The organism is Streptomyces cyaneofuscatus (assembly GCF_000718135.1).
Taxonomy (GTDB): Bacteria; Actinomycetota; Actinomycetes; order Streptomycetales; family Streptomycetaceae; genus Streptomyces; species Streptomyces cyaneofuscatus.
In genome coordinates this window covers 303,000-328,220 of the sequence record NZ_JOEM01000003.1, presented here as the reverse complement: position 1 = coordinate 328,220, position 25,221 = coordinate 303,000, and the positions used below count along the sequence as shown (strand labels likewise).

Here is a 25,221-nt window from a genome sequence, read left to right as displayed (position 1 = left end):
GACTCCCGGTGAACGGGGGGTGAAGTCCGGGCCACCGCTGTTCCTTTGAAGCGGTACGCGGACACCGTGCCGAACTCGGTCCGGGATCGGTTTCGGCTCGGTTGGCGCAGGGGTGGGCCGGACCGGCGAACGGCCGGATCCGGCCGCTAACCTTACGTATCCGTCCTGGCCAGGGATGAAATCGCCCAGGTCGGACATTCCCCGCACCCAACTCATGCGAAAGGCCTCGCCCATGGGCATTCGGAGCTTGCTGCGTAAGGTGTTCGGCCGCACGGAGCAGGACGAGCCGACCACGGCCACCGTCCCGCCCCAGGCCGAGCGCACTCAGTCCACGGAGCCGGAGCCGGCGACCACTTCGGCGGCCGGGTCCACGTCGGAGACGGAGGCGTCCGAGCCGAAGCCGTCGGAGCCGAAGCCGTCGATCCCGGCCCCGGCTTCGCCGGTCGCGGAGACCACCGACGGTGACGCCGGTGCCGCGGACCTGGTGGCCGCGGCCTTCGACAAGGCGGCCACCTCCCCGACGCCCTCTCCCACGCCGACCGTGCCCGCACAGAGCTCGGGACCGGACGCGGAGCCGGTCGCGGAGCGGAAGGCGGAGCCGGTCGCGGAGCGGAAGGCGGAGCCGGTCGCGGAGCCGGTCGTCGAGCCGGTCGCGGAGAGCGTGGCCGAGCCCGTCGCGGAGAGCGTGGCCGAGCCGGTCGACGAACCGGACATCGAGCCGAAGGCGGAGACCGCCGCGGAGACCGTGACTGAGCCGGTCGCAGAGCCGAAGGCGGAGCAGGTCGCCGAGCCCGTCGCCGAGCCGAAGGCGGAGGCCGCCACTGAGGCCGTCCCGGAGCCCGTGGTCGAGCCGGTCACGGTGGAGGAGCCCGCCGCGGAGCCGGTGAAGGCCGAGGAGGTCGTCGAGGCGGAGGAGCCCTCACCGGCCCCGGTCGTGGAGCCGGCTGCCGAGCCGGCCCCGATCACGATCGACTTCGACCTCGACCCGGAGCCGGCCGCCGAGCCGGAAGCCCAGGCCGACCCGAAGCCGGAAGCCGAGCCGGAGGCCAAGCCGGAAGCGGAAGCAGCCCCCGCACCGGAAGCCGGAGCCGCCCCGAAGGCCGCAGCCCCCACCGAGGTCAACGAGGCCGCCGCGACCACCGAGGCGACCCCCGAACCGGCAGCGGCCATCCCCACCACCCCCGAGCCCCCCAAGGCCTCGCCCGCCGCCAAGCCCGCCACCCCCCTCGCCCGGGTCACCCAGCGCGCGCCCCAGCTCGTCGCCCCGTACAAGGCGGCGCAGGCGGCGCTCAAGGCGCACGGGCTGGCCGGCCTCCGCGCCCGCGTCTACCTGGTGCTCGACCGCTCGGGCTCCATGCGGCCGTTCTACAAGGACGGCAGCGCCCAGCACCTGGGCGACCGCGCCGTGGCCCTCGCGGCCCACCTGGACGCCGACGCCACCGTGCCCGTCGTCTTCTTCTCGACCGACATCGACGGCACCGGCACGATCGAGCTGGCCGCCCACGAGGGCCGCGTCGACGAGCTGAACGCGGGCCTCGGCCGCCTGGGCCGGACGAACTACCACCGCGCGGTCGAGGAGATCGTGGCGCACCACGAGAAGGCGCAGGACGCCGGCCCGGCTCTGGTGATCTTCCAGACGGACGGCCCGCCGGACACCAAGCAGCTCGCCCGCCAGGCGCTGGCGGACGCGGCGCGGCTGCCGCTGTTCTTCCAGTTCGTCGCGTTCGGCGAGCAGGACGGGAAGGGCTTCGACTTCCTGCGGAAGCTGGGCGCCCCCAACGCCGCCTTCTTCCACGCCGGCCCGGCCCCGCGCGAGATCGCGGACGCCGAGCTCTACCGCGAGATCCTCGCCGGGCTCCCGGCCTGGCTCGCGACGCGCGAGGAGCGCTCCGAAGGCTGAGCGACGGGCTGATCGACCGGCAGCCGTACGGTCACGGCGAGACCGCCGCCCCCCGGGCCCGGTACCGCCGTGACCGTACCGCCGTGGGCCACCGCGATGGACCGCACGATGGACAGCCCGAGACCCGATCCCGGGCCCATCCGGTCGCGCCCCTCACCCCGCCGGAACGGCTCGAAGAACCCCGCGATGTCGGCCTCGGAGACCACCGGGCCGGTGTTACGCACCACCAGGGCGCCGTCACAGGTCAGCGAGACGTCCACCGAACCGCCCGGCACGTTGTACGTGACCGCGTTGGCGAGCAGGTTGGACACCAGCTGGGAGAGCAGCAGCCGGTTGCCGCGCACCGGACAGGCCGCCACCTCGACGCTCACCGGAGGACGGCCGTCCACTCCAGGCCGCCGGGCCGTCTCCTCCGCCACCACCCGGTCGAACCGGATGTCCTCACGCTCGTCGGCGGCCAGCCCCCGTTCGCTGCGGGCCAGCACGAGCAGCCCCTCTATGAGCCGCTCGCTGCGCCGGTTGGTGTCCAGCAGCGTCTGCCGGGTGCGGACGAGGTCCTCGGGGGTCGGGTCGTCCAGCCCCACCTGGATCGCCGCGCGCTGGGTGGCGAGCGGGGTCCGCAGCTCGTGCGAGGCGTTGGCGATGAACCGGCGCTGGCTGTCGAACGCCTTCTCCAGCCGGGCCAGCAGCGCGTCCAGCGTCTCGCCCAGCTCCTTCAGCTCGTCGTCAGGGCCGCTGGAGGCGATCCGCTCGTGCAGCGTCCGCTCCGAGAGCCGGCGGGCCTTCGCCGTCATCGCGTGCACGGGCCGCAGCACCCGGCCCGCGATCCACCAGCCCACGCCGACCGCGCCCGCCGTCATCACGAGGAGCGCGGCGACGGACCAGTACATGTGCTGTTTGCTCGCCGCGTCGCTGACGTGGTCGGTCAGTTCGTAGGCCGTAGGAGCACCGACCGAGCTGCGGGCGATGAACGGACCGTTGACGGTGTACCCGGGCGGAACGACGGTGACGGAGGAGGCGATGGCACGCGCCTCGGAGTCCGTACCGGCACGGGAGGCCACATTGACGGTGGCGAGCAGGGCCGTGCCGAGGACGAGGAAGACCCCGCCGTACACGAGGGCGATGCGCGTCCTGATCGTCGAGTGCGGCAGCGTCGACGCCTCCACCAGCCGCCGCAACCGCGACCGCAACCGGAACCGGACCGGGCCCTTCACAGGGCGTACCCGACGCCCTGGACGGTACGGATCAGGGCGGGCTCACCGAGCTTGGCACGGAGTTTGCTCATGCAGACACGCACGGCACCGGTGAACGGATCGGCGTTGGCGTCCCAGGCCCGCTCCAGCAGCTCCTCCGCGCTGACCGTCCCGCCGTCCGCCTCCAGGAGCAGTTGCAGCACGGTGAACTCCTTGGGCGACAGGTCCAGCTCCCGGCCGTCGCGGAGTGCGGAGCGCCGTACGGTGTCGAGCCGGATGCCGTGCCGTTCCAGCTGGGGCGGTACGGGTCTGGCGCTGCGGCGGCGCAGTGCGCGGACCCGGGAGACCAGCTCGGGGAACTCGAACGGTTTGCTGACGTAATCGTCGGCGCCGAGGTCGAGCCCGGCGACCCGGTCCTCCATGGAGCCGGAGGCGGTCAGCATCAGGATCCGGGTGCGGGAGCCGGAGGCGACCAGGCGGCGGGCCACGTCGTCGCCGTGGACGCGCGGGAGGTCGCGGTCGAGGACGACGACGTCGTAGTCGTGCAGCCCGAGGTAGGCGAGGGCCGCGTCCCCGCTGTAGACGGTGTCGACCGCGAAGCCGGCCCGGCGCAACCCGGTCGCGACCAGTTCCGCGAGGATCTCCTCGTCCTCGGCGACCAGTACCCGCATGGTGATGTCCCCTGCCTCGTGCACGCTTGTCCGCTCCCTCCCAGGATGCGACTTTCCTGGGGGAACCATTACGGGAAGGGATGTTTCGCAAAGCTCTCCACCGGCGGGCCCTGCTGGAGCGAGGTTTATCGATGTGAGTGGATCTTCAACGGACCGTTAGGATTTCGACCATGGCGGCCACTGGATCCGAGAAGCAGGGGGCGACGGCGTACTACGTCTCGACCCCCATCTACTACGTCAACGACGCTCCTCACCTGGGCCACGCCTACACGACCGTCGCAGGCGACGTGCTCACGCGCTGGCACCGCCAGCGTGGCGAGAAGGTGTGGTACCTCACCGGCACGGACGAGCACGGTCAGAAGATCATGCGCACGGCCGAGGCGAACAACGTCACTCCGCAGGCTTGGTGCGACAAGCTCGTGGAAGAGGCGTGGAAGCCCCTCTGGGAGCATCTGAACATCGCGAACGACGACTTCATCCGGACGACGGAGAAGCGGCACACCGACCGTGTGCAGGAGTTCGTGCAGGACCTGTACGACAAGGGCGAGATCTACAAGGGCGGGTACGAAGGCCCGTACTGCGTGGGCTGCGAGGAGTACAAGCTCCCCGGCGATCTGCTCGACGGCGAGGGCGAGTTCGCCGGCCAGAAGCTCTGCCCCATCCACAAGAAGCCGGTGGAGCTCCTCAAGGAGGAGAACTACTTCTTCAAGCTGAGCGAGTACGGCCCGAAGCTGCTGGAGTTCTACGCGGCGAACCCGGGCTTCATCCAGCCCGAGTCGGCCCGCAACGAGATCGTGAACTTCGTCGAGCAGGGCCTCCAGGACCTGTCGATCTCGCGCTCCACCTTCGACTGGGGCGTCCCGGTCCCTTGGGACGACAAGCACGTCATCTACGTCTGGATCGACGCGCTCCTGAACTACGCGACGGCCGTGGGCTACGGCGCCAACCAGGAGAAGTTCGACGGTACGTTCCCGGCGGACGTGCACCTGATCGGCAAGGACATCCTCCGCTTCCACACGGTGATCTGGCCCGCGATGCTGATGGCGCAGGGCCTCCCGCTTCCCGGCAAGGTCGTCGCCAACGGCTGGCTGATGGTCGGCGGCGAGAAGATGTCCAAGTCCAACCTGACCGGCATCAAGCCGCAGGACCTGACCTCGCACTTCGGCGTGGACGCGTACCGCTGGTACTTCCTGCGGGCCATCGCCTACGGCAGCGACGGCTCGTTCTCCTGGGAGGACTTCACCGCCCGCTACACCTCCGAGCTGGCCAACGACTACGGCAACCTCGCCTCGCGCGTGGCGGCCATGGTCGGCAAGTACTTCGGCGGCGCGCTGCCGGAGGCCACGGCCGCCGGTGACGCCGAGCGGGCCGTGCAGGAGGGCCTGGCGAAGGCCGTCGCCACGGCCGACCAGAGGATCGGCGAGGAGCTGGACTTCCAGTCCGGCATCCTGGCGATCTTCGACTTCGTGAAGCAGGTCAACGGCTACATCACGGAGCAGGAGCCGTGGAAGGTGGCCAAGGACACCACCCCCGAGGGCCAGGCCCGCCTGGCGACCATCCTGTACACGGCCGCCGAGGCGCTGCGCGGGGTCGCGGTCCTGCTGAACGCGGTGATGCCGGAGACCTCGCAGAGCCTGTGGGAGTCCCTGGGCGCCGAGGAGTCCCTGGGCGCGCTGGCCGACCAGAAGGTCCAGGACGCGGGCGCGTGGGGCATCCTGTCCGCGGGCGCGACGGTGACGAAGGGCGCGGTGCTGTTCCCGCGCCTGGAGGAGAAGCCGGCATAGGCGCAGACGTGCGTACGTGAGGAGCCCGGGACCATGAACAGTGGTCCCGGGCTCCTCACGTACGGCGTCGGGTCAGCGTGTCCAGTTCTTGAGCGGCTCGGTGTCCAGCTCGATCCCGACCGGGTCCGGCAGCGTGACGGTCTTGCCGTACGGCACCGTCACGACCTGCTCGTAGCGCACCCCGTCGGGCTGCGAGTGGACCTTCACCTCGCAACTGTCCCGGTCGATCAGCAGGTAGACGGGGATGCCGGTCTCGGCGTAGGCACCGGGCTTCTCGACGCGGTCGCGGCGATCGGTGTCCTCGTCGTACGAGGTGACCTCGACGACCATGAGGACGCCGTCCGGGCTGGCCCATTCGCCTTGGCCCGCGAAGGCCCCGCTGCGGGCGAAGCTACCGTCGGGGCGGGCGTTGCCCTCGCGGCCGGTCTCGATGCGCAACCCCTGGTAGGCGTAGAGCCATCGGTTCGGATCCGCCTGCAGGCACAGGCGCGTCAGCCAGGCGATGACGCGCCCGCGATTCCCGTCCGGCGTGGCCTTGGCCCCCAGCTTCCCGTGCACGAACTCCAGCCATGGCGCCTCCTCGACCCTCATGGCATGACGTGCCAGATCCTCGAAGACGTCCTGCGTCAGGAAGCGGCCCTCGGCCACACTCACGGCTACCCCCTCCTGCGAAGGATCACCAAGCCACCCGGAAGCGTCCCCAGCGTACGGATACGTCCCCCGCCTGCACGCCCGATCAACGTCTCACCGCCCCAGCGTCTCCGCATCGCCCATCACGATCACCGGGTCCATCTCCGGGTCCAGGGTGCGCAGGAGTTCCTCCATGCGCTCCTCCGGGATGGAGACGCAGCCCTGGGTGGGGCCGCCGTGGTCGACGTGGATCCAGATGCCGCCGCCGCGTTCGAGGCCGAGGGGGCGGGTACGGTCCAGGGGGGTGACGCCCTCCGTGCGGTTGTAGTTGATCGCTACGACGTAGTCGAAGGAGCCCTCCAGCGGCTCCCCGTAGAACCCCTCGCCGTCCACCGCGAACCGGGGGTGCTCGTCGTACGGGAGCAGGGCGCCCGGGTCGGGGAGGCGGCCGCCCGCGTCGGTGAGGGAGTAGACGCCCTTGGGGGACCTCAGGTCACCCGCCACGTGGTAGTCGGTCCAGCCCTCCATGCCGTTGTGGGCGTCCCACGGACCGGCGACGGCGACCCATCCCTGCGTGGGGTCCTCGCGGCTGTAGAGCACCGCGCTTGACCGGTTGGCGTCCTCGTCCTCCCCGGTGACGACGAACGCCTGCCGGGCGTCCTCGGGGATCTCCGCCCGCGTCTGCGGCCCGAGGCCCGGGATCTCCGCGGGGCTCGGCACCCCCTCGGCGGAGGGCGATGAGCGGAGTACGGAGGCGGCGTCGGACTCCGGGCCCGCGGCGCCCTGCCCCGGGGCGCCCACGGGAGCCTTCGCGGGGCCGGTGCCGGAGGAGGCGCAGCCGGTGAGCAGCAGGGCCAGGACGAGGAGCGGTGCGGCGAGCAGGGCGGGCGGGCGGAGCGGGACGGACACGGTGGCGGGCTCCTCGGGTGACGGCGGACGGCGTGGCGGGGCGGCACGCGGCGCGAGAGGGGTGTCTCGGCACGAAAGGGAAGGTCTCGGTACGAGAGGGGTGTCTCGGTGCCAGTCTTTGCCGCACCCGGCGCCGCCGAATCCGAACCGGGGCCATCCGGCTGTACCGCGTCGCCCGGCCAACGCGGTCGGCAACGCAACGAAACAGCCCCCGATCAGGTGATCGGGGGCTGTTTCACGTGAAACATCCGCAGAGCGGGACCGTACGGACTACTTGTCGGCGGACTTCTCCGACGCGCCCGCACCCTTCGCGGCGACCGGCTTCCGCAGCTGGATGTTCAGCTCGCGCAGCCGGGACTCGTCCAGCTCGGTCGGGGCGCCCATCATCAGGTCCTGGGCGTTGCCGTTGAGCGGGAAGGCGATCGTCTCGCGGATGTTGGGCTCGTCGGCGAGCAGCATCACGATGCGGTCGACGCCCGGGGCGATGCCACCGTGCGGCGGGGCGCCGAGGCGGAACGCGCGCAGCATGCCCGCGAACTCGTGCTCGACGGTCTCGCGGTCGTAACCGGCGATCTCGAAGGCCTTGAGCATCAGCTCGGGCTCGTGGTTACGGATGGCGCCTGAGGACAGCTCGATGCCGTTGCAGACGATGTCGTACTGCCAGGCCAGGATGTCCAGCGGGTCCTTCTCCTCCAGGTCGGCCAGGCCGCCCTGAGGCATCGAGAAGGGGTTGTGCGAGAAGTCGATCTTGCCGGTCTCCTCGTCCTTCTCGTACATCGGGAAGTCGACGATCCAGCAGAACCGGAAGACGCCCTCCTCGAAGTGGCCGGCGCGCTTGGCGGCCTCGACCCGGACGACCGACATGATCTTGGAGACCTCGTCGAACTCGCCCGCGCCGAAGAAGACGGCGTGGCCCGGGACCAGCGAGAGGCGCTCGGTGAGCGTCTTGACGTCGGCCTCGGTGAGGAACTTGGCGATCGGACCGGCCAGCGTGCCGTCCTCACCCACACGCACCCAGGCCAGGCCCTTGGCGCCGTGCTCGACGGCGTACTCACCGAGGCCGTCGAAGAACTTGCGGGACTGGCCCGCGGTGTCCGGGACGGGCAGCGCGCGGACGTGCTTGCCGGCGAACGCCTTGAACCCGGAGTCGGCGAAGACGTCCGAGATGTCGACCAGCTCCAGCTTGGCCCGCAGGTCCGGCTTGTCGTTGCCGTACTTCAGCATCGACTCGCGGAACGGGATGCGCGGGAACGGCGAGGTGACCTCGCGGCCGTTGCCGAACTCGGTGAAGAGCTCGGTCATCAGCTTCTCGATCGGCTGGAAGACATCCTCCTGCTCGACGAACGACATCTCGACGTCGAGCTGGTAGAACTCGCCCGGCGAGCGGTCCGCGCGGGCGTCCTCGTCGCGGAAGCAGGGCGCGATCTGGAAGTAACGGTCGAAGCCCGAGATCATCAGCAGCTGCTTGAACTGCTGCGGGGCCTGCGGCAGGGCGTAGAACTTGCCGGGGTTCAGCCGGGACGGGACGACGAAGTCACGGGCGCCCTCGGGGGAGGTCGCGGTGAGGATCGGGGTCGCCATCTCGTTGAAGCCGAGGGCCACCATCTTGGAGCGGATGGAGGCGATCACAGCCGAGCGCAGCAGGATGTTGCGGTGCATGCGCTCGCGGCGCAGGTCGAGGAAGCGGTACTCCAGGCGCCGCTCCTCGTTGACGCCGTCCTCGGTGTTGATCGTGAAGGGCAGCGGGCCGGCCTCGCCGAGCACCTCGACCTCGGTGACCTCGATCTCGATCTCACCGGTCGGCAGCTCCGGGTTGACGTTCTCGGCGCCGCGCGCGGACACCTTGCCGTCGATCCGGACGACGGTCTCCTTGGTCAGCTTCGCCAGGGCCTCGTTGCCGGGCGTGCCGGGACGGGCGACGAGCTGCACCAGACCGTAGTGGTCGCGCAGATCGATGAAGAGGATGCCACCCAGGTCTCGGCGATTGTGCAGCCAGCCGCTCAGCCGGACGTCGGTGCCGACGTCAGAGGCGCGGAGCTCGCCGCAGGTGTGGGACCTGTACCGATGCATCGTCGTTCATCCAGTCTTCGCAATTGGGGGTGGATTGAGCCTCCCCAGGCTACCGCCCGGGGCCGGGCCTCTTCATTTCCCTTTCCCGCCCGCACCCCGCCGGGGCCCGCACCCGGCGTCCTCTCGGTGGCGTACGGAGAGCACATCTTCCTAAAGTGGGGCAATGCGCACCGAGGAAGTCCTGGCCGCGATCGCGACCGGCCTGTGGCGCTGGGACAACGCCGCCGGCACGGTCACGCTCGACGCGGAGGCGGCCCGGCTGCTCGGGCTGCCCGCCGAGCCCGGCAGCTACCGGGAGGCGGCGGTGCGCTCCCGTTTCCACCCGGTCGACTGGAACGAGATCTACGGCGTCGTGAACCTGGCCGTCGCCGAGGGCACCCTGGCCGAGGCCCGGCTGCGGATCGTGGACGAGCGGGGGAAGGTGCTGCGTACCGTACGCAGCCGCTCCAAGCCGGTCGTCGCGACGGGAGGGGACCGGGAGAACTACGTGCTCATCGGCACCCTCCAGGAGGTCGCCGAACCGCAGCTGGGCTCCACGGACGCCGCCCACACACCGATCACCGGCGACTGGCGCAGGTCCCGGGAGGCCTTCCTGCTGGACGCCGGGCGGGCGCTCGCGGAGGCCCGGTCCACGGAGGAGGTGCTGCGGGTCGCCGCGTCCCTCTCCATGCCCGGGTTCTCGCCGGACGGCCTCGCGGTCTTCGGCTCCGCCGGGGAGCGGCTGACGATCATCGGCCACCACGGGCAGAGCCCGGGCGAGGAGGACCCGTTCACCGACATGCCGCTGGACACCGACTACCCGGCCGCCGAGGTCGTCCGCACCGGCCGCGCGATCTACCTCCCCTCCCCCGAGGAGTACCGCCGCCGCTACCCCGCCACCTGGCCGCTGGCCCGGCGCTTCGGTCGGCAGTCCTGGGCATACCTCCCGCTGGTCTCCTCCGGCCGCACGATGGGCGCGTGGATGGCCGGGTTCCAGCACCCGGTGGGGTTCTCGCCCGACGAGCGCGCGGTGCTCTCCACGGTCGCCCGGATGCTCGCCCAGGCGCTGGCCCGGGCCGGGGTCGCGGAGACGGAACGGGAGCTCTCGCTCGGACTCCAGCGGTCGATGATGCCGACGCTGGGGCCGGACATCCCGGGCATGACGGTGGCGGCGCGGTACGTGCCGACCGGCGGCGGGCTCCAGGTGGGCGGCGACTGGTACGACATGATCCCGCTGCCCAACGGCCGGATCGCCCTGGTCATCGGCGACGTCCAGGGCCATGACGTACGGGCCGCCGGGCTGATGGGCCAGCTCCGCATCGCCCTGCGCGCGTACGCCTCCGAGGGGCACCGCCCGGACGCGGTGCTCGCCCGGGCCTCGCGCTTCCTCGCCGGGCTGACCGACGCGTACGAGGGCGTGACGGGCGACGACGAGCCCTCGGCGCCGCGCTTCGCGACCTGCCTGTACGCGGAGGTGGACCCGGAGACCGGGACCCTGGACATCGCCCGCGCGGGCCACCCCGACCCGGTGGTGGTGAGCGCCGACGGCACCGCGGTGATCCGCCAGACGGCGGGCGGGCTGCCGCTGGGCATCGAGACGGACTCCGACTACCCGACCACCCGGGTCGTCCTGGAACCAGGCGAAACGATCATGTTCTGCACGGACGGCCTCATCGAGACCGGCGGCCACGACATGGCCACCGGCTGGACCCGGCTGCGCCCGGTCCTGGAGGAGCCCACCGAGGACCTGGAGGAGATGGCCGACGCCCTGGTGCAGGCCGTCCACGGGCCGACCTCGCACTACACGACCGGACCGCTCGCCGACCGCCGCGAGGACGACATCGCGGTGCTGGTGCTGCGGCGGGAGAGCGAGCGGGCGCCGCAGACGCCGGCGCGCCGGAGCGTCATGACGATCGCGCAGGCCGAGCCCGAGCGGATCTCGGTGGGCCGCCAGCTCGTACGGGAGCTGCTGCACGACTGGAAGGACCCCGAGCAGGTCGACTCGGCGGTCCTGATGATCTCGGAGATGGCCACCAACGTGCTGGTCCACACGGACGGCGACGCGCTGATGGCGGCGGAGGTCTCCGGGGAGCGGGGGGAGCGGCGGCTGCGGGTGGAGGTGGCCGACGCGAGCGACGAGCTGCCGCACAAGCGGAGGCCGGGGGAGATGGCGTCCAGCGGGCGGGGGCTGGTGCTGATGGAGATGCTGGCGGACGCGTGGGGGGTGGATCCGCGGGGGGAGGGGAAGTCGATCTGGTTCGAGCTGTACGAGGGGGGTGGGGCGGGGGTGTAGGCCCGTGGTGGTGCGGGGGCTCCGGGCGTGCGGGGTCCCCTTGGTGAGGGTTCCGTCCTCAAACGCCGGACGGGCTGGGGTTGCCGCCGGACGGGCTGGGGTTGTCGGCCGGCGGGCTGGAGGGACCACCGTCCCCGGAACGCCGGCGCAGCTCGCCCAGGACGCCGAACGCCGCCGCGCACATCGGGACGGCGAGCAGCATGCCCATCAGGCCGGCCACGCTCGCTCCCGCCGTCAGCGCGATCATGATCATCGCGGGGTGCATCTGCACCGTACGGCTCTGGATCACCGGCTGGAGCACATGGCCCTCCAGCACCTGGACCGCGAGCACCACCCCCAGCGCCCACAGCGCGATCACGAACCCCCGGTCGGCCAGCGCGACCAGGACGGCGACGGCGCCGGAGAGGAAGGCCCCGAGGTACGGGATGTAGGCGCCGACGAAGACCAGCGCGCCCAGCCCCACCGCCCCCGGCACATCCAGGATCAGCAGGCCCACCGTGATGCACACGGCGTCGATCAGCGCGATGAACGTGGTGCCGCGCATGAAGCCCTCGACGGCCTCGAAGGCCCGGCGCCCCATCGCCTCCACCAGGTCACCGGTGCCGCGCGGGGCCACCGCGTGCGCGAGGTCCACCGCCCGGTCGGAGTCGCGGAGGAAGAAGAAGGTCAGCAGGAGCGCCAGGACGCTGGTCGCCACCAGCGTGCCGACCAGGCTGATCCCGCTGAGCAGGCCCCCCGCGGCGCTCGCGCCGAACTTCTCGACCAGGTTCCTGGCGTTCTCGGCGAGGCTGTCGACGTCGGTGTTGCCGCCGATGTCGAGGTGGTCGATGACCCACTGTCCGGCGTCCTTCAGGGAGCGGACGATCTGGTCGCCGGAGTCGACGAGGGCGGTGACCACGATGTACCCGGCGCCGCCCACCACCGCGACGAGCGCCGCGCAGGTCAGACCGGCGGCCAGCGACCGGTTGAGCCGGCGGGCGATGAGCCAGCGGTGTACGGGGCCGAGCAGCGCGGTGCCGAGGAGGGCGAGCAGCACCGGTGTGACGGCGGTCTTGAGCGCGACGACCAGCCAGATCGCGACGGCGGCCACCCCCGCGACCAGCAGGACGACACCGCACCAGGCGGCCGCACGGCGGGCGCCGTCGGGCAGGAGGGGCTTGGAAGCAGACACCCTCCCACCCGATCACGGTGCACGGGGCCGGGCCCGCCCACCGCCACCGTACGGGTGACGGGGCGTCATAAAGGACGCCGGGCGGACCGTACGCCGCGATGTCACATGCCGTGGACCGCCGGGACCGTGCCGAGACGGCCGGCCTGGAAGTCCTCGAAGGCCTGCTTCAGCTCGGCCTGACTGTTCATCACGAACGGCCCGTAGTGCGCCATCGGCTCCCGGATCGGACGGCCGCCCAGGAGGACGATCTCCAGGTCCGGGGTGTTCCCGTCCTGCTTCTCGTCCGCGCGGACGGTCAGCGAGCCGCCGCTGCCGAACACCGCGGTCTGCCCGAGGCGGATGGGCCGGCGCTCCTCACCGACCGAGCCGCGCCCGGCCAGGACGTACGCGAGCCCGTTGAAGTCCTCGCGCCAGGGCAGGGTCACCTCGGCGCCGGGCCGGACGGTGGCGTGGATCATCGTGATCGGGGTGTGGGTGATGCCGGGGCCCTGGTGCCCGTCGAGCTCACCGGCGATGACCCGGAGCAGCGCACCGCCGTCCGGGGAGGTGAGGAGCTGCACCTCGCCGCCGCGGATGTCCTGGTAGCGCGGGTTCATCATCTTGTCGGCCTTGGGGAGGTTCACCCAGAGCTGGAGGCCGTGGAAGAGCCCGCCGGACAGCACGAGCGACTCCGGCGGCGCCTCGATGTGCAGCAGCCCCGATCCGGCGGTCATCCACTGGGTGTCGCCGTTCTCGATGGTGCCGCCGCCACCGTTGGAGTCCTGGTGGATGAAGGAGCCGTCGATCAGGTACGTGACCGTCTCGAAGCCGCGGTGCGGGTGCCAGGGCGTGCCCTTCGGCTCGCCGGCGGCGTACTCCACCTCACCCATCTGGTCCATCATGATGAACGGGTCGAGGTGCTGGTAGTTGATCCCCGCGAACGCGCGGCGGACGGGGAAGCCCTCGCCCTCGAATCCGCTCGGCGCCGTGGTGACGGCGAGCACGGGGCGGGCCACGGCGTCACCCGAAGCGGCCACCTTGGGCAGGGTCAGCGGGTTGTCGACGGTCACTGCGGGCATGGGAGCCACCTCCGGGCGAGTCTTCTGCAATGAATTTAGTTGAATGGTGAACATCCTGCAAGGCGTGCGGCATTCCCGGCCCGCCCAGGAGGGCCCACAGGCGCTGTTACGGACGACAGCGAGGGCCCGCACCGGAAGCGGCGCAGGCCCTGACCCGTACAAGAAAACCGCAGGTCGGCGACCCACGGACGCGGAACTCCTACCCGTACATCCGCCGCATCGCGAAGTCGACCATCTGCTCGACCGCCTTGGCGTCGAAGACCATCCGGTGATCGCCCTCCATGTCCAGGACGAAGCCGTATCCCGTCGGGAGCAGGTCGATCACCTCGGCGCCGGTGATCACGAAGTACTTGGACTCCTTGCCCGCATAGAGCCGCAGCTCCTTGAGCGTGGTGAACATCGGGATCACGGGCTGCTGCGTGTTGTGCAGCGCCAGGAAGCCGGGGTTGTCACCGCGCGGGCAGTAGACCTTCGACGTGGCGAAGATCTGCTGGAAGTCCTCGGCGGAGAGGGAGCCGGTGGTGAAGGCCCGTACCGCGTCGGCCAGGGAGGGCGGAGAGGGCTCGGGATACAGCGGCTGCTCGCCGTAGCCGCCACCCATCTGGCCCATCTGACCCATCTGCTGCTGAGCACCAGGGTTCTGGTCGTAGCCGTACATGCTGCAAAGAGTAATCGGACACATCTACGGCTTGAGGGGTTGCGCCTTATTACTGACGGGTAGCATCATCGTAGAGGTCAGCTGATACACCCGCGTCTGTCTGTACCGAACGCCGTACCGCTGTACCGCCGCCTGCCTGTCGCCCGACCCGCATCACTCCCCGGGGCGCTGTGCGCCACTGCTATTGATTACGGAGCCTTCCCATGGGGCACTACAAGTCGAATCTCCGCGACATCGAGTTCAACCTCTTCGAGGTCCTCGGGCGCGACAAGCTGTACGGCACCGGTCCGTTCGCGGAGATGGACGTCGACACCGCGAAGAGCATCCTGGAAGAGATCGTCCGCCTCGCGGAGAACGAGCTCGCCGACTCCTTCGCCGACGCCGACCGCAACCCGCCGGTCTTCGACCCGGAGACCAACACCGCGCCGGTCCCGGAGAGCTTCAAGAAGTCGTACCAGTCATTCATGGACTCGGAGTACTGGCGCCTGGGCCTGCCCGAGGAGATCGGCGGCACCACCGCGCCCCGCTCCCTCATCTGGGGCTACGCGGAGCTGCTGCTCGGCGCCAACCCGGCCGTGTGGATGTACTCCTCCGGTCCGGCCTTCGCGGGCATCCTCTTCGAGGAGGGCACCGAGGAGCAGAAGAAGGTCGCGGAGATCGCCGTCGAGAAGCAGTGGGGCTCGACGATGGTGCTGACCGAGCCGGACGCCGGCTCCGACGTCGGCGCCGGCCGGACGAAGGCCGTCCAGCAGGAGGACGGCTCCTGGCACATCGAGGGTGTGAAGCGCTTCATCACCTCGGGCGAGCACGACATGTCCGAGAACATCCTCCACTACGTGCTGGCGCGCCCCGAGGGCGCCGGCCCCGGCACCAAGGGCCTCTCCCTCTTCCTGGTCCCGAAGTACCACTTCGACTGGACCACCGGTGAGCTGGGCGAGCGCAACGGTGTGTACGCGACGAACGTCGAGCACAAGATGGGCCTCAAGGCCTCCAACACCTGCGAGATGACCTTCGGCGACCGCCACCCCGCCAAGGGCTGGCTCATCGGCGACAAGCACGACGGCATCCGCCAGATGTTCCGCATCATCGAGTTCGCCCGCATGATGGTCGGCACGAAGGCCATCGCCACCCTCTCCACGGGCTACCTGAACGCGCTGGAGTACGCCAAGGAGCGCGTCCAGGGCACGGACCTGTCGCAGTTCATGGACAAGACGGCGCCCAAGGTCACCATCACGCACCACCCCGACGTGCGCCGCTCGCTCATGACGCAGAAGGCGTACGCCGAGGGCATGCGCTCCCTCGTGCTGTACACGGCCACCGTCCAGGACGCGATCCAGGAGAAGGAGGCCGCGGGCGAGGACGCCAAGGCGCTGAACGGCCTCAACGACCTGCTGCTCCCGATCGTGAAGGGCTACGGCTCCGAGAAGTCCTACGAGCAGCTGGCGCAGTCGCTCCAGACGTTCGGCGGCTCCGGTTACCTCCAGGAGTACCCGGTCGAGCAGTACATCCGGGACGCCAAGATCGACACCCTCTACGAGGGCACGACGGCGATCCAGGGCCAGGACTTCTTCTTCCGGAAGATCGTCCGCGACCAGGGCGTCGCGCTCAACACGCTCTCCGAGGAGATCAAGAAGTTCCTCGCCGGCGCCCAGGGCAACGAGGAGCTGGCCCCCGCGCTGGACTCGCTCGCCAAGGCGGCCGTGGACCTGGAGGCGATCGTCGGCACGATGATCACCGACCTCACCGCCACCGGCGAGGACGTCAAGAACATCTACAAGGTGGGCCTCAACACCACCCGCCTCCTGATGGCCTCCGGCGATGTCGTCGTCGGCTACCTGCTCCTCAAGGGCGCGACCGTGGCGGCCGAGAAGCTGCCGACCGCCTCCGCCAAGGACGTGGCCTTCTACCAGGGCAAGATCGCCGCCGCGAAGTTCTTCGCCGCGAACATCCTCCCGGGCGTCTCGGCCGAGCGCGCGCTCGCCGAGAACGTCGACAACTCCCTGATGGAGCTGGACGAGGCCGCGTTCTAAGGAATCGCTCGCCTGTTTCGTCAACACGCGCCGCCATCCGGAATTCGTTCGGGTGGCGGCGCTGTCGTATCAGCTGGGTACGCTGAGTGCACGGGCCAGGATCCCTTCCATGGGAGGAACCATGACCGCCGAGGCACAGTCCGAAGCGTCGCGGCAGCGGCGCTCCAACCGCGGGTGGCCGGTCCCGCCACCGGACGGCTACACCGTGGACGATTTCTTCACGCTTGACGACCTCCCGCCGCACACAGAGCTGATCGACGGGAGCCTGGTTTTCGTGAGTCCGCAGCGGAAGTTCCACACGCTGGCCATGTATCTGCTGGAGCAGGGGCTGCGGCAGCACATCCCGAACGACCTGCGCGTGCGCCGCGAGATGGCTGTCGTGCTCAGCAAGCGCAATGTCCCGGAGCCCGACCTGCTCGTGGTGACCGCCGCCGCCGACGGCGACCAGCGCACCACTCGCTACCAGGCCACCGACGTCCTCCTCGCCGTCGAGGTCGTCTCCCCCGACTCCGAGGACCGCGACCGGGACACCAAGCCGCACAAGTACGCGGCGGCGGGCATCAAGCACTTCTGGCTCGTCGAGATGACCGGCGAGAACGACCGCCCCATGGTCATCACCTACGAACTCGACCCGGTCAACAAGACGTACGTCTCCACCGGCGTCCACCACGACCGCCTCAAGCTCTCCGCCCCGTACGACATCGACATCGACCTGACCGCGATCGACGAGCTGTAGCCTCCGGGGCAGCCGCCCAGCCGGTCACCGGATTCCGGACTCGGGGCCCTCGATACAGTGAAGACCATGAGTTCTCGCCACCGGTTCGACCGTGCGCACACCGATGATCTGATGTCCTTCCTGGCGGCGAGCCCGTCCCCGTACCACGCCGTGGCCAACGCGGCCGCCCGGCTGGAGGTGGCCGGATTCCGTCAGGTCGAGGAGACCGCCGCCTGGGACGCGAGCGCCGGCGGGAAGTATGTGCTCCGCGGCGGCGCGATCATCGCCTGGTACGTGCCGGAGGGCGCGTCCGCGCACACCCCGTTCCGGATCGTCGGCGCGCACACCGACTCCCCGAACCTGCGGGTGAAGCCGCTGCCGGACACCGAGTCGTACGGCTGGCGGCAGGTCGCCGTCGAGATCTACGGCGGCACGCTGCTGAACACCTGGCTCGACCGGGACCTGGGCCTGGCCGGCCGGATCTCGCTGCGGGACGGCACCGACCGGCTGGTCAACATCGACCGGGCGCTGCTGCGGGTGCCCCAGCTGGCCGTGCACCTGGACCGGTCGGCCAACACCGACGGTCTCAAGCTCGACCGGCAGCGCCACATGCAGCCGATCTGGGGCCTCGGCGAGGTGGCCGAGGGCGACCTGATCCGGTTCGTCGCCGAGGAGGCCGGTGTCGACCCGGAGGACGTCACCGGCTGGGACCTCATGCCGCACCCCATCGAGCCGCCGTCCTACCTCGGCCGGGACCGCGAGCTGGTCGCCGGGCCGCGGATGGACAACCTCCTCTCCGTGCACGCCGCGACCGCCGCCCTGGCCGCCGTCTCCGGAGAGCCGGACGAGGAGCTGCCGTACATCCCCGTCCTGGCCGCTTTCGACCACGAGGAGAACGGCTCCCAGTCCGACACCGGGGCCGACGGGCCGCTGCTGGGCACGGTCCTGGAGCGCTCGGTCTTCGCCCGGGGCGGTACGTACGAGGACCGCGCCCGCGCCTTCGCCGGGACGGTCTGCCTCTCCTCCGACACCGGCCACGCCGTGCACCCCAACTACGCCGAGCGGCACGACCCGACGCACCACCCGGTCGCCAACGGCGGCCCGATCCTCAAGGTCAACGTCAACATGCGGTACGCCACCGACGGCAGCGGCCGCGCGGTGTTCGCCGCCGCCTGCGAGAAGGCGGGCGTGCCGTGGCAGACGTTCGTCTCCAACAACTCGATGCCCTGCGGCACGACGATCGGCCCGATCACCGCGGCCCGGCACGGCATCATGACCGTGGACATCGGGGTCGCGATCCTCTCCATGCACAGCGCGCGTGAACTGTGCGGCGCCGACGACCCGTATCTGCTGGCCAACGCGCTGACGGCGTTCCTGACGGACTGACACCCCGCGTTCAACCTCCGCCTCGCACATGGTTGTTGCCGGGCCGGGTACCCGACCCGTACACCGGTCCGGATACACCGGATCGTCGAGGAGGCGGGAATCATGGGACTCGGAGGATGCATTCTTCTGATCGGTGGTGGCGCGATCCTGGCGTTCGCGACCGACTGGAAGGTGGACACCGTCAATGTCGACCTGGTCGGCTGGATCATGATGCTCGTCGGCCTCATCGGGGTCTTCGTCTATATGAGCATCGCGCGCCGTCGGCGCATGGTCGTGCCGCCCACCACCACGGTCGTCCAGGACGACGAGCAGCGCTACCACTGACCGAGGCGGGCAAGGCTCATGCCTTGCCCGCCCCTCGCTCGATACGCCGTCAGCCCTGCTCGTCCATCCCCGCCAGCACCAACGGCAGCCGGGGCGTTCCCTCCGCACTCACGCGGACGGGGACGCCCCAGTCCTGTTGGTGGACGTGGCAGGCCGGGTACTCGTTGGCCGGGTCGTCGTCGCAGGACGCCGCCATCGCGGAGACGTGCAGCACGCCTTCGGTGACCCCGTCCGCGAGGACCAGGTCGCGCCCGAGGTCCGTGCCCGCGCCGGAGCCCTCGGCCAGCAGCTCGGGCGGGGTGGCGGAGACCAGCAGCCGGGTCGAGGGCCCGTACCGGGTGTCCAGCTTCTGGCCCGCCGGTGCCTGGAAGACCACGTCGAGGCGGAGGGTGCCCGGGGCGATCTCGGTGGCGGCGCGCTGGGTGCGGTGCGCCTGCTCGGCGACGCGTACGGCCTCCTCGGGCAGCCGGAGGCGGGTGAGGCGGTGGCGGGCGGACTCGACGACGACCAGGTCGCCGTCGACCAGCACGGCGTCGCTGGGCTCGCGGACGTCGGTGGCGAGCGTGGTGACCTCGTCGGTGGCGGGGTCGTAGCGGCGCAGGGCATGGTTGTACGTGTCCGAGACCGCCACGGACCCGTCGGGCAGCGCGGTCACGCCGATCGGGTGCTGGAGGAGGGCCTGGGCGGCGGCCCCGTCGCGGTGCCCGAAGTCGAAGAGGCCGGTACCGACGGCGGTGTGCACGTGCTCCTCCCGGTCGACCCACCGCAGGGCCGAGGTCTCGGAGTCGGCGACCCAGAGCCGCTCGCCGTCGGCGGAGACCGCGAGCCCGGACGGCTGCGCGAACCAGGCCTCGGCGGCCGGCCCGTCGACCAGACCCTCGTTGGTGGTCCCGGCGGCGACCCGTACGGTCCCGTTCTCGGGGTCGTACGTCCACAGCTGGTGCACACCCGCCATGGCGATCCACAGCCGGTCACCGAACCAGGCCAGGTCCCACGGCGAGGAGAGGTCCACCTCACGCGCCGGGCCGCTGGTCGGGGTCCCCTGCCACCACTGGCGGCCGGTCCCGGCGAGGGTGCTGGTCACCCCGGTCGTGAGGTCCAGGGCGCGGATGGCGTGGTTGACGGTGTCCGCGACAGCGATGCGGCCGTCCGGAAGCACGGCGAGCCCCTGCGGCTCACTGAACCGGGCCTCCTCCGGACCGCCGTCGTGCAGCCCTCGCTCGCCGGTGCCGAAGTGGCGCCGTACGGTCTCGCCGTCCGCCTCCAGCTCTACCAGGCGGTGCCGGGTGGTGTCGGAGACCAGGAAGCCGCCGTCGGGCAGCAGCAGCACCTTGCCCGGGAAGCGCAGATGCGTGGCGACCGGTTCGGGCGCCACGTACGGGCCGTCGCCCCGGCGGAGCGTGCCCTTGGCCCCGTGCTCGGCCTCCAGCTCCTCGACCAGCTTCTCGATGGCGTGGGCGTGGCCCTCGCCCGCGTGCTGGGCGACGACATAGCCCTCGGGGTCGATGACGACGAGCGTCGGCCAGGCCCGTACGGCGTACTGCTTCCAGGTGGCCAGCTCGGGATCGTCGAGCACCGGGTGGTGGACCTCGTACCGCTCGACGGCGTCGACGACGGCCTGGTGCTCGGCCTCGTGGACGAACTTCGGCGAGTGGACCCCGATGATCACCACGGTGTCGCGGTGCTTCTCCTCCAGCTCCCGCAGCTCATCCAGGACATGCAGGCAGTTCACACAGCAGAACGTCCAGAAGTCGAGGATGACGATGCGTCCTCGCAGTTCGGAGAGGGTGTACTGCCGGTCGCCTGTATTGAGCCAGCCGCCCTTGCCGATGAGTTCGGGGGCGCGGACACGTGCACGTGATGCCATGCCACCAGTCAACACCGACCCCGCCTGCGCGCATTCCGCAGGGGGCCGGGGGAACCTGTGTCGCATGAGACTTCTCGTGCGTGAGCGGCTGTTCGCCATCGGTGACGACTACTGGATCGAGGACACCGAGGGCCGCAAGGTCTTCCTGGTCGACGGCAAGGCGATGCGGCTGCGGGACACCTTCGAGTTGAAGGACGCCGACGGGCGGGTGCTGGTCGAGCTGCGGCAGAAGCTGATCAGCCTCCGCGACACCATGCTCATCGAGCGCGGCGGCGAGGAGCTGGCCAAGGTCAAGCGCAAGCGGCTGTCGCTGCTCCGCAACCACTACCGGGTGGCCCTGGTGGACGGGACGGAGATGGACGTCAGCGGCAAGATCCTGGACCGCGAGTTCGCCATCGAGTACGACGGTGAGCTGCTGGCCCAGGTCTCGCGGCGCTGGCTGACGATCCGGGACACGTACGGCATCGACGTGGTCCGGGAGGACGCGGACGTCGCGCTGCTGATCGCTGTGTCGATGTGCGTGATCGTGCTGGCTGACAAGGAGAAGGAGGGCTGATCGCCTTGCCGTGCACGGAAGTTCGCCGTTTCACGTGAGGTGCGCTGTTTCACGTGAAACAGGGCGTTTCACGTGAAACAACGAACGGCGCTCAGATGCTCGGCGGCGCGAGCCCCAGGCGCCGGTCCTTCAGCGCCGGGAACTGCTCCCTCGTGGCGCCCACCTTCGCCGGGTCGAACTCCACGGTCAGGATCTCCTCGTCCGCCCCTGCCTCGGCGAGCACCTCGCCCCAGGGGTCGACGACGATGCTGTGCCCGGCCTGCGGAACGTCGGCGTGCGTGCCGGCCGTGCCGAGGGCGAGGACGTACGCCTGGTTCTCGACGGCCCGGGCCTGGGCGAGGAGCGTCCAGTGCGCGCGACGGCGCTCGGGCCAGCCCGCCGACACGACGAGGGTCTCGGCGCCCGCGTCGACGAGCCCTCGGAACTGCTCCGGGAAGCGCAGGTCGTAACAGGTGGCCAGGCCCAGCGTGGTCTCCGGCAGGGCGACGGTCACCAGCTCCTCGCCGGCGCCCATCATCACCGCCTCGCCCTTGTCGAAGCCGAAGCGGTGGATCTTGCGGTAGACGGCCGCGCGCTGACCGTCGGGCGAGAAGACGAGCGCGGTGTTGTAGAGGGTGCCGTCCGGCGCACGCTCGACGAACGAGCCCGCGTGCAGCCAGACGCCCGCCTCGGCGGCCGCCTTCGCCATCACGTCGTGGGTGGGACCCTGGAGCGGCTCGGCCTCCTGCTCGAAGACGGTGTAGGCGAACGCCCCGACCGGCCAGAGTTCAGGAAGGACCACCAGGTCGGAGCCGCGCTGGGCGACCACCAGAGAGGCCGCCCGCTCGCGGCGGGCCTCGACGGATTCGTCCGGGTCTACTGCGATCTGGATGAGGGAGGCGCGCACACTACCACCGTCCTGGCATTCAAGCCGTCAACACGGGCCTACGATCGTCACACGAAAGCACTGCCGGGGTGCCTGCTCGCAGCGTAACTTAGGCGACTGAACCTCCACGTAGCCCGCAGCCCGCAGCCCACGACAGCGTCGTCCGTGCCGGCCCGCCCGCCGGCGCACCCTGCTCTCCAGCCCATGCACCGAAGAACCGCCGAGGGGTCCCGTGACCGTCCATCCCAGCCTCCAGACCTACGCCGACTCCGCGACCCACTCCATCGAAGCGATAGCCGACCTGGTCAAGCCACTCGCGGAGGGGGAGTGGAATCGCCGCACGCCGTGCCCCGGATGGTCGGTGCGGGACATCGTGTCGCACGTCATCGGCATGGAGTGCGAGATGCTCGGCGACCCGCGGCCCATCCATACGCTGCCGCGCGATCTCTACCACGTACGGAGCGACTTCGCCCGCTACATGGAGATGCAGGTCGACGTCCGGCGCCACCACACCGCTCCGGAGATGACGTCCGAGCTGGAGTACGTCCTCATCCGCCGCGCCCGGCAGCTCCGCAACGAGTCCCGCTCCCCCGAGACCACGGTCCGCGCGCCGCTCGGCGCCGAGCAGACCCTCGAAGTGGCGCTCAACATGAGGGCCTTCGACGTCTGGGTGCATGAGCAGGACCTGCGGGCGACGCTCGGCCAGCCGGGCAACCTGGACTCCCCCGGCGCGCACATCACCCGGGATGTCCTCCTCGCCGCGCTGCCGAAGGTGGTCGCCAAGGACGCGGGCGCGCCGGCCAACTCGGCCGTGGTGCTGGACGTGCACGGCCCGGTGGAGTTCCTGCGGACGGTACGGGTCGACGCGGAGGGCCGCGGCTCGATAGACGGTTCCCCGTCGCTGGGCCCGGCCGTGACGCTCTCGATGGACTGGGAGACGTACGTACGCCTCGCCTGCGGCCGGGTCCGTCCGGCAGCGGTGGCCGACCGGATCAAGGCCGAGGGTGACCAAGAGCTGGCCACGGCGATCCTGGACCACTTCGCCGTCACCCCGTAGTTCCCGCTTTCTCGGCGGCGCCCGCCCCGGAGTCCACGAGCGCGGGCGGGCGGGCGCGCCGCCGAGCGCATGGCCGCGCGGGTCACGCGGGTACGTGCACGGCCTCCACCCGGCTGACCACATGGTGGTCGCGTTCCCTCAGCGCCGCCCGGCGGCGCAGCCGTAGGATCTGGGCGACGCCGAGCGCCTCCAGGACGAAGACCGAGGCGAAGGCGACCCGGTAGTTGCCGCCCGTGGCGTCCAGCAGCACCCCCACGGCGAACAGCGTCGTCATGGAGGCGATGAACCCGCCCATGTTGACGATCCCCGACGCGGTGCCCTGCCGCTCCGGCGGATTGGCGGGCCGGGCGAAGTCGAAGCCGACCATCGAGGCGGGGCCGCAGGCGCCCAGCACCACGCACAGGACGGTCAGCAGCCACATCGGGGTGTGAGCAGCCGGATAGAAGATCGCGCAGGCCCAGAGGAGGGCGGTGGTCCCGACCGTGCCCAGCGCGATGGGGGCCCGCGCCTCGTGGTGGCGGGCGATGATCTGCCCGTAGACGAGCCCCACCACCATGTTGGAGAGCACTACCAGGGTCAGCAGCGTGCCCGCCGTCCCCCGGCTCAGCCCTTGCGCCTCGACGAGGAACGGCATCCCCCAGAGGAGCAGGAACACCATCGCCGGGAACTGGGTGGTGAAGTGCACCCACATCCCGAGCCGGGTCCCCGGTTCCCGCCAGGCGGCGGCGATCTGCTTGCGAACGTACGCACCGCCCGCATGCTCGGCGGGCGGCGGCTCATGGCCTTCGGGGTGATCCTTCAGGAACAGCAGGAGCGGGACGAGCACGACGACCCCCGCCAGTGCACTGCCGACGAAGGTCGTCGTCCAGCCGAAGCTGTGCAGGGCCCGGGCGATGAAGAGGGTCGAGACGAGGTTGCCCGCCATCCCGAACAGCGCGGCGACCTGGCCGATCAGCGGCCCGCGCCGGGCGGGGAACCAACGGCTGCCGAGCCGCAGCACGCTGATGAAGGTCATCGCGTCACCGCAGCCGAGCAGGGCGCGGGCGGCGAGCGCCATCCCGTACGACGGCGAGAGCGCGAACCCGAGCTGGCCGACCGTGAACAGGACGGCCCCGATGGTGAGGACCCGCTTGGTGCCGAGCCGGTCGACCATCAGCCCTACGGGTATCTGCATGCCCGCGTAGACGAGGAGCTGGAGGATGGAGAACGTCGACAGGGCGGAGGCGTTGACGTCGAACCGGTCGGCGGCGTCGAGACCGGCCACGCCCAGGCTCGTACGGAAGATGATGGCGACGAAGTAGACGGCGACGCCGATGCCCCACACCCAGGCGGCACGCCGCCCCCCGGGTGGATCGCCGGGCAGGGAGAGCGTGGGGGCGGCCGAACTCACCGGTCCTCACCCCTGACCAGCACCCGCACGCGGCTGACGTGGCGTCGGACGACCTGCGCGGCCTCATCGGCGTCCCCGCCCCGGATCGCCTCCAGCAGCTCGCTGTGCTCGGTGATGTTGGCCTCGATCCTGCCGGGGTGAGCCTCCATCACCGCGACGCCCATCCGCAGCTGGCGGTCGCGCAGTTGGTCGTAGAGACGCGAAAGAATCTCATTCCCCGCGTTCTTGACGATCTCGGCATGGAAACACCGGTCCTTGACGGCCACTTCCGCCAGGTCCCCCACCTCGGCCAGCTGCCGTTGCTCCTCAAGGAGCTGTTCGAGCCGCGCGATCAACTGAGGTGACGCGGGAACAGCTTTACGCGCCGCGAACTCCTCCACCAGCAGCCGGGTCTCCACCACGTCCTTGATCTCCTGCGCGGAGACGGCGAGCACGAGGGCGCCCTTCTTCGGGTAGAGCTTGATCAGCCCCTCGACCTCCAGCCGCAGCAACGCCTCCCGCACCGGCGTCCGCGACACCCCCACCGCGTCCGCGAGGCCCCCTTCGGTGAGCAGCGTCCCGCCCTCGTAGCGACGGTCCAGGACGGCGTCCTTGATGTGCGCGTAGACGCGCTCGGCAGCGGGCGGCTGCTTGAGGGAGACGGTCGGCGGCTGGGTGGCGGCGGAGGGTGCGGCAGGCATGCGCACAGCATAGATACAACATGCACGCATGGAGG

At 70.6% G+C, this 25,221-nt stretch carries 21 protein-coding genes; 9 read left to right on the top strand and 12 right to left on the bottom strand.

The window, feature by feature from the left end; all coding sequences use genetic code 11:
* Positions 1-232 precede the first annotated feature (232 nt).
* Positions 233-1,900: a VWA domain-containing protein gene (locus IF17_RS0106995; RefSeq protein WP_078615820.1), complete on the top strand. Its 1,668-nt coding sequence runs from the start codon at positions 233-235 to the stop codon at positions 1,898-1,900.
* Here IF17_RS0106995 and IF17_RS0106990 read toward each other — a convergent pair.
* Positions 1,834-3,114: a sensor histidine kinase gene (locus IF17_RS0106990; RefSeq protein WP_030563232.1), complete on the bottom strand. Its 1,281-nt coding sequence runs from the start codon at positions 3,112-3,114 to the stop codon at positions 1,834-1,836. The two genes, IF17_RS0106995 and IF17_RS0106990, sit on opposite strands and share 67 nt — an antisense overlap.
* Positions 3,111-3,764 (bottom strand): response regulator transcription factor, encoded by a 654-nt coding sequence (locus tag IF17_RS0106985; protein ID WP_026241818.1) that lies wholly within the window; start codon positions 3,762-3,764, stop codon positions 3,111-3,113. Before IF17_RS0106985 ends, IF17_RS0106990 begins: the two co-directional genes overlap by 4 nt.
* A gap of 170 nt (positions 3,765-3,934) precedes the next feature.
* Between IF17_RS0106985 and metG the strand changes: the two genes are divergently transcribed.
* Complete coding sequence (gene metG, locus IF17_RS0106980; protein ID WP_030563230.1) at positions 3,935-5,548, top strand: methionine--tRNA ligase; 1,614 nt, start codon at positions 3,935-3,937, stop codon at positions 5,546-5,548.
* Positions 5,549-5,620: 72 nt separating this feature from the next.
* Here the strand turns inward: metG and IF17_RS0106975 are convergent, their stop codons facing one another.
* The 3 genes from IF17_RS0106975 to aspS all read right to left on the bottom strand — a co-directional run bounded on the left by IF17_RS0106975 (position 5,621) and on the right by aspS (position 9,157).
* The gene (locus IF17_RS0106975) at positions 5,621-6,139 is read right to left on the bottom strand and encodes a Uma2 family endonuclease (protein WP_078615818.1); all 519 of its coding nucleotides are present in this window, start codon (positions 6,137-6,139) and stop codon (positions 5,621-5,623) included.
* Positions 6,140-6,292: 153 nt separating this feature from the next.
* Positions 6,293-7,087 carry a L,D-transpeptidase family protein gene (locus IF17_RS0106970; protein WP_030563226.1) on the bottom strand — a complete coding sequence of 265 codons (795 nt, stop codon included), beginning with the start codon at positions 7,085-7,087 and terminating at the stop codon, positions 6,293-6,295.
* Between the two features lie 270 nt (positions 7,088-7,357).
* Entirely contained in the window at positions 7,358-9,157 is a 1,800-nt protein-coding gene (aspS, locus tag IF17_RS0106965; RefSeq protein WP_030563224.1) for an aspartate--tRNA ligase, read from the bottom strand.
* A 163-nt stretch (positions 9,158-9,320) separates the two neighbouring features.
* On the opposite strand from aspS, the gene IF17_RS0106960 reads away from it, so the two are divergent.
* On the top strand, positions 9,321-11,429 hold the full coding sequence (locus tag IF17_RS0106960; protein ID WP_030563222.1) for an ATP-binding SpoIIE family protein phosphatase: 2,109 nt from the start codon (positions 9,321-9,323) through the stop codon (positions 11,427-11,429).
* Between the two features lie 58 nt (positions 11,430-11,487).
* On the opposite strand, the gene IF17_RS0106955 is transcribed toward IF17_RS0106960, so the two are convergent.
* From IF17_RS0106955 to IF17_RS0106945, 3 genes are all read right to left on the bottom strand, one after another.
* Complete coding sequence (locus tag IF17_RS0106955) at positions 11,488-12,600, bottom strand: AI-2E family transporter (protein WP_030563220.1); 1,113 nt, start codon at positions 12,598-12,600, stop codon at positions 11,488-11,490.
* A gap of 101 nt (positions 12,601-12,701) precedes the next feature.
* Entirely contained in the window at positions 12,702-13,658 is a 957-nt protein-coding gene (locus IF17_RS0106950) for a pirin family protein (RefSeq protein ID WP_030563218.1), read from the bottom strand.
* Between the two features lie 199 nt (positions 13,659-13,857).
* Positions 13,858-14,316, bottom strand: a complete 459-nt coding sequence (locus IF17_RS0106945; RefSeq protein ID WP_015609740.1) for an SseB family protein — start codon at positions 14,314-14,316, stop codon at positions 13,858-13,860.
* Between the two features lie 203 nt (positions 14,317-14,519).
* On the opposite strand from IF17_RS0106945, the gene IF17_RS0106940 reads away from it, so the two are divergent.
* The 4 genes from IF17_RS0106940 to IF17_RS0106925 all read left to right on the top strand — a co-directional run bounded on the left by IF17_RS0106940 (position 14,520) and on the right by IF17_RS0106925 (position 18,771).
* The gene (locus tag IF17_RS0106940) at positions 14,520-16,346 is read left to right on the top strand and encodes an acyl-CoA dehydrogenase (protein WP_030563216.1); all 1,827 of its coding nucleotides are present in this window, start codon (positions 14,520-14,522) and stop codon (positions 16,344-16,346) included.
* A 109-nt stretch (positions 16,347-16,455) separates the two neighbouring features.
* Positions 16,456-17,082, top strand: coding sequence for a Uma2 family endonuclease (locus IF17_RS0106935; protein WP_030563214.1), 627 nt, complete (start codon positions 16,456-16,458; stop codon positions 17,080-17,082).
* A 66-nt stretch (positions 17,083-17,148) separates the two neighbouring features.
* A complete protein-coding gene (locus tag IF17_RS0106930; RefSeq protein WP_030563212.1) occupies positions 17,149-18,447 on the top strand; it encodes a M18 family aminopeptidase in 1,299 nt (432 codons plus the stop codon).
* Positions 18,448-18,549: 102 nt separating this feature from the next.
* Positions 18,550-18,771 (top strand): DUF6458 family protein, encoded by a 222-nt coding sequence (locus IF17_RS0106925; RefSeq protein ID WP_030563210.1) that lies wholly within the window; start codon positions 18,550-18,552, stop codon positions 18,769-18,771.
* A gap of 49 nt (positions 18,772-18,820) precedes the next feature.
* Here the strand turns inward: IF17_RS0106925 and IF17_RS0106920 are convergent, their stop codons facing one another.
* Positions 18,821-20,638 carry an NHL domain-containing thioredoxin family protein gene (locus IF17_RS0106920; protein ID WP_030563208.1) on the bottom strand — a complete coding sequence of 606 codons (1,818 nt, stop codon included), beginning with the start codon at positions 20,636-20,638 and terminating at the stop codon, positions 18,821-18,823.
* A 64-nt stretch (positions 20,639-20,702) separates the two neighbouring features.
* On the opposite strand from IF17_RS0106920, the gene IF17_RS0106915 reads away from it, so the two are divergent.
* The gene (locus IF17_RS0106915) at positions 20,703-21,194 is read left to right on the top strand and encodes an LURP-one-related/scramblase family protein (protein ID WP_030563207.1); all 492 of its coding nucleotides are present in this window, start codon (positions 20,703-20,705) and stop codon (positions 21,192-21,194) included.
* A gap of 91 nt (positions 21,195-21,285) precedes the next feature.
* Here IF17_RS0106915 and IF17_RS0106910 read toward each other — a convergent pair whose 3' ends face one another.
* Positions 21,286-22,080, bottom strand: coding sequence for a carbon-nitrogen family hydrolase (locus IF17_RS0106910; protein WP_030563205.1), 795 nt, complete (start codon positions 22,078-22,080; stop codon positions 21,286-21,288).
* A gap of 211 nt (positions 22,081-22,291) precedes the next feature.
* On the opposite strand from IF17_RS0106910, the gene IF17_RS0106905 reads away from it, so the two are divergent.
* A complete protein-coding gene (locus IF17_RS0106905) occupies positions 22,292-23,116 on the top strand; it encodes a maleylpyruvate isomerase family mycothiol-dependent enzyme (RefSeq protein WP_030563203.1) in 825 nt (274 codons plus the stop codon).
* An 82-nt stretch (positions 23,117-23,198) separates the two neighbouring features.
* Here the strand turns inward: IF17_RS0106905 and IF17_RS0106900 are convergent, their stop codons facing one another.
* Together IF17_RS0106900 and IF17_RS0106895 are read right to left on the bottom strand one after the other, a co-directional pair.
* Positions 23,199-24,506, bottom strand: a complete 1,308-nt coding sequence (locus IF17_RS0106900; protein ID WP_030563201.1) for an MFS transporter — start codon at positions 24,504-24,506, stop codon at positions 23,199-23,201.
* Positions 24,503-25,186, bottom strand: a complete 684-nt coding sequence (locus tag IF17_RS0106895; protein WP_030563198.1) for a GntR family transcriptional regulator — start codon at positions 25,184-25,186, stop codon at positions 24,503-24,505. The genes IF17_RS0106900 and IF17_RS0106895 overlap by 4 nt, the downstream gene beginning before the upstream one ends.
* Positions 25,187-25,221 lie beyond the last annotated feature (35 nt).

Coding starts and splice junctions, on each gene's coding strand:
- IF17_RS0106995 (WP_078615820.1), top strand. CDS start 233: ATGGGCATTCGGAGCTTGCTGCGTAAGGTGTTCGGCCGCACGGAGCAG.
- IF17_RS0106985 (WP_026241818.1), bottom strand. CDS start 3,764: ATGCGGGTACTGGTCGCCGAGGACGAGGAGATCCTCGCGGAACTGGTC.
- metG (WP_030563230.1), top strand. CDS start 3,935: ATGGCGGCCACTGGATCCGAGAAGCAGGGGGCGACGGCGTACTACGTC.
- IF17_RS0106975 (WP_078615818.1), bottom strand. CDS start 6,139: ATGAGGGTCGAGGAGGCGCCATGGCTGGAGTTCGTGCACGGGAAGCTG.
- aspS (WP_030563224.1), bottom strand. CDS start 9,157: ATGCATCGGTACAGGTCCCACACCTGCGGCGAGCTCCGCGCCTCTGAC.
- IF17_RS0106960 (WP_030563222.1), top strand. CDS start 9,321: ATGCGCACCGAGGAAGTCCTGGCCGCGATCGCGACCGGCCTGTGGCGC.
- IF17_RS0106950 (WP_030563218.1), bottom strand. CDS start 13,658: ATGCCCGCAGTGACCGTCGACAACCCGCTGACCCTGCCCAAGGTGGCC.
- IF17_RS0106945 (WP_015609740.1), bottom strand. CDS start 14,316: ATGTACGGCTACGACCAGAACCCTGGTGCTCAGCAGCAGATGGGTCAG.
- IF17_RS0106940 (WP_030563216.1), top strand. CDS start 14,520: ATGGGGCACTACAAGTCGAATCTCCGCGACATCGAGTTCAACCTCTTC.
- IF17_RS0106935 (WP_030563214.1), top strand. CDS start 16,456: ATGGGAGGAACCATGACCGCCGAGGCACAGTCCGAAGCGTCGCGGCAG.
- IF17_RS0106930 (WP_030563212.1), top strand. CDS start 17,149: ATGAGTTCTCGCCACCGGTTCGACCGTGCGCACACCGATGATCTGATG.
- IF17_RS0106925 (WP_030563210.1), top strand. CDS start 18,550: ATGGGACTCGGAGGATGCATTCTTCTGATCGGTGGTGGCGCGATCCTG.
- IF17_RS0106920 (WP_030563208.1), bottom strand. CDS start 20,638: ATGGCATCACGTGCACGTGTCCGCGCCCCCGAACTCATCGGCAAGGGC.
- IF17_RS0106915 (WP_030563207.1), top strand. CDS start 20,703: ATGAGACTTCTCGTGCGTGAGCGGCTGTTCGCCATCGGTGACGACTAC.
- IF17_RS0106895 (WP_030563198.1), bottom strand. CDS start 25,186: ATGCCTGCCGCACCCTCCGCCGCCACCCAGCCGCCGACCGTCTCCCTC.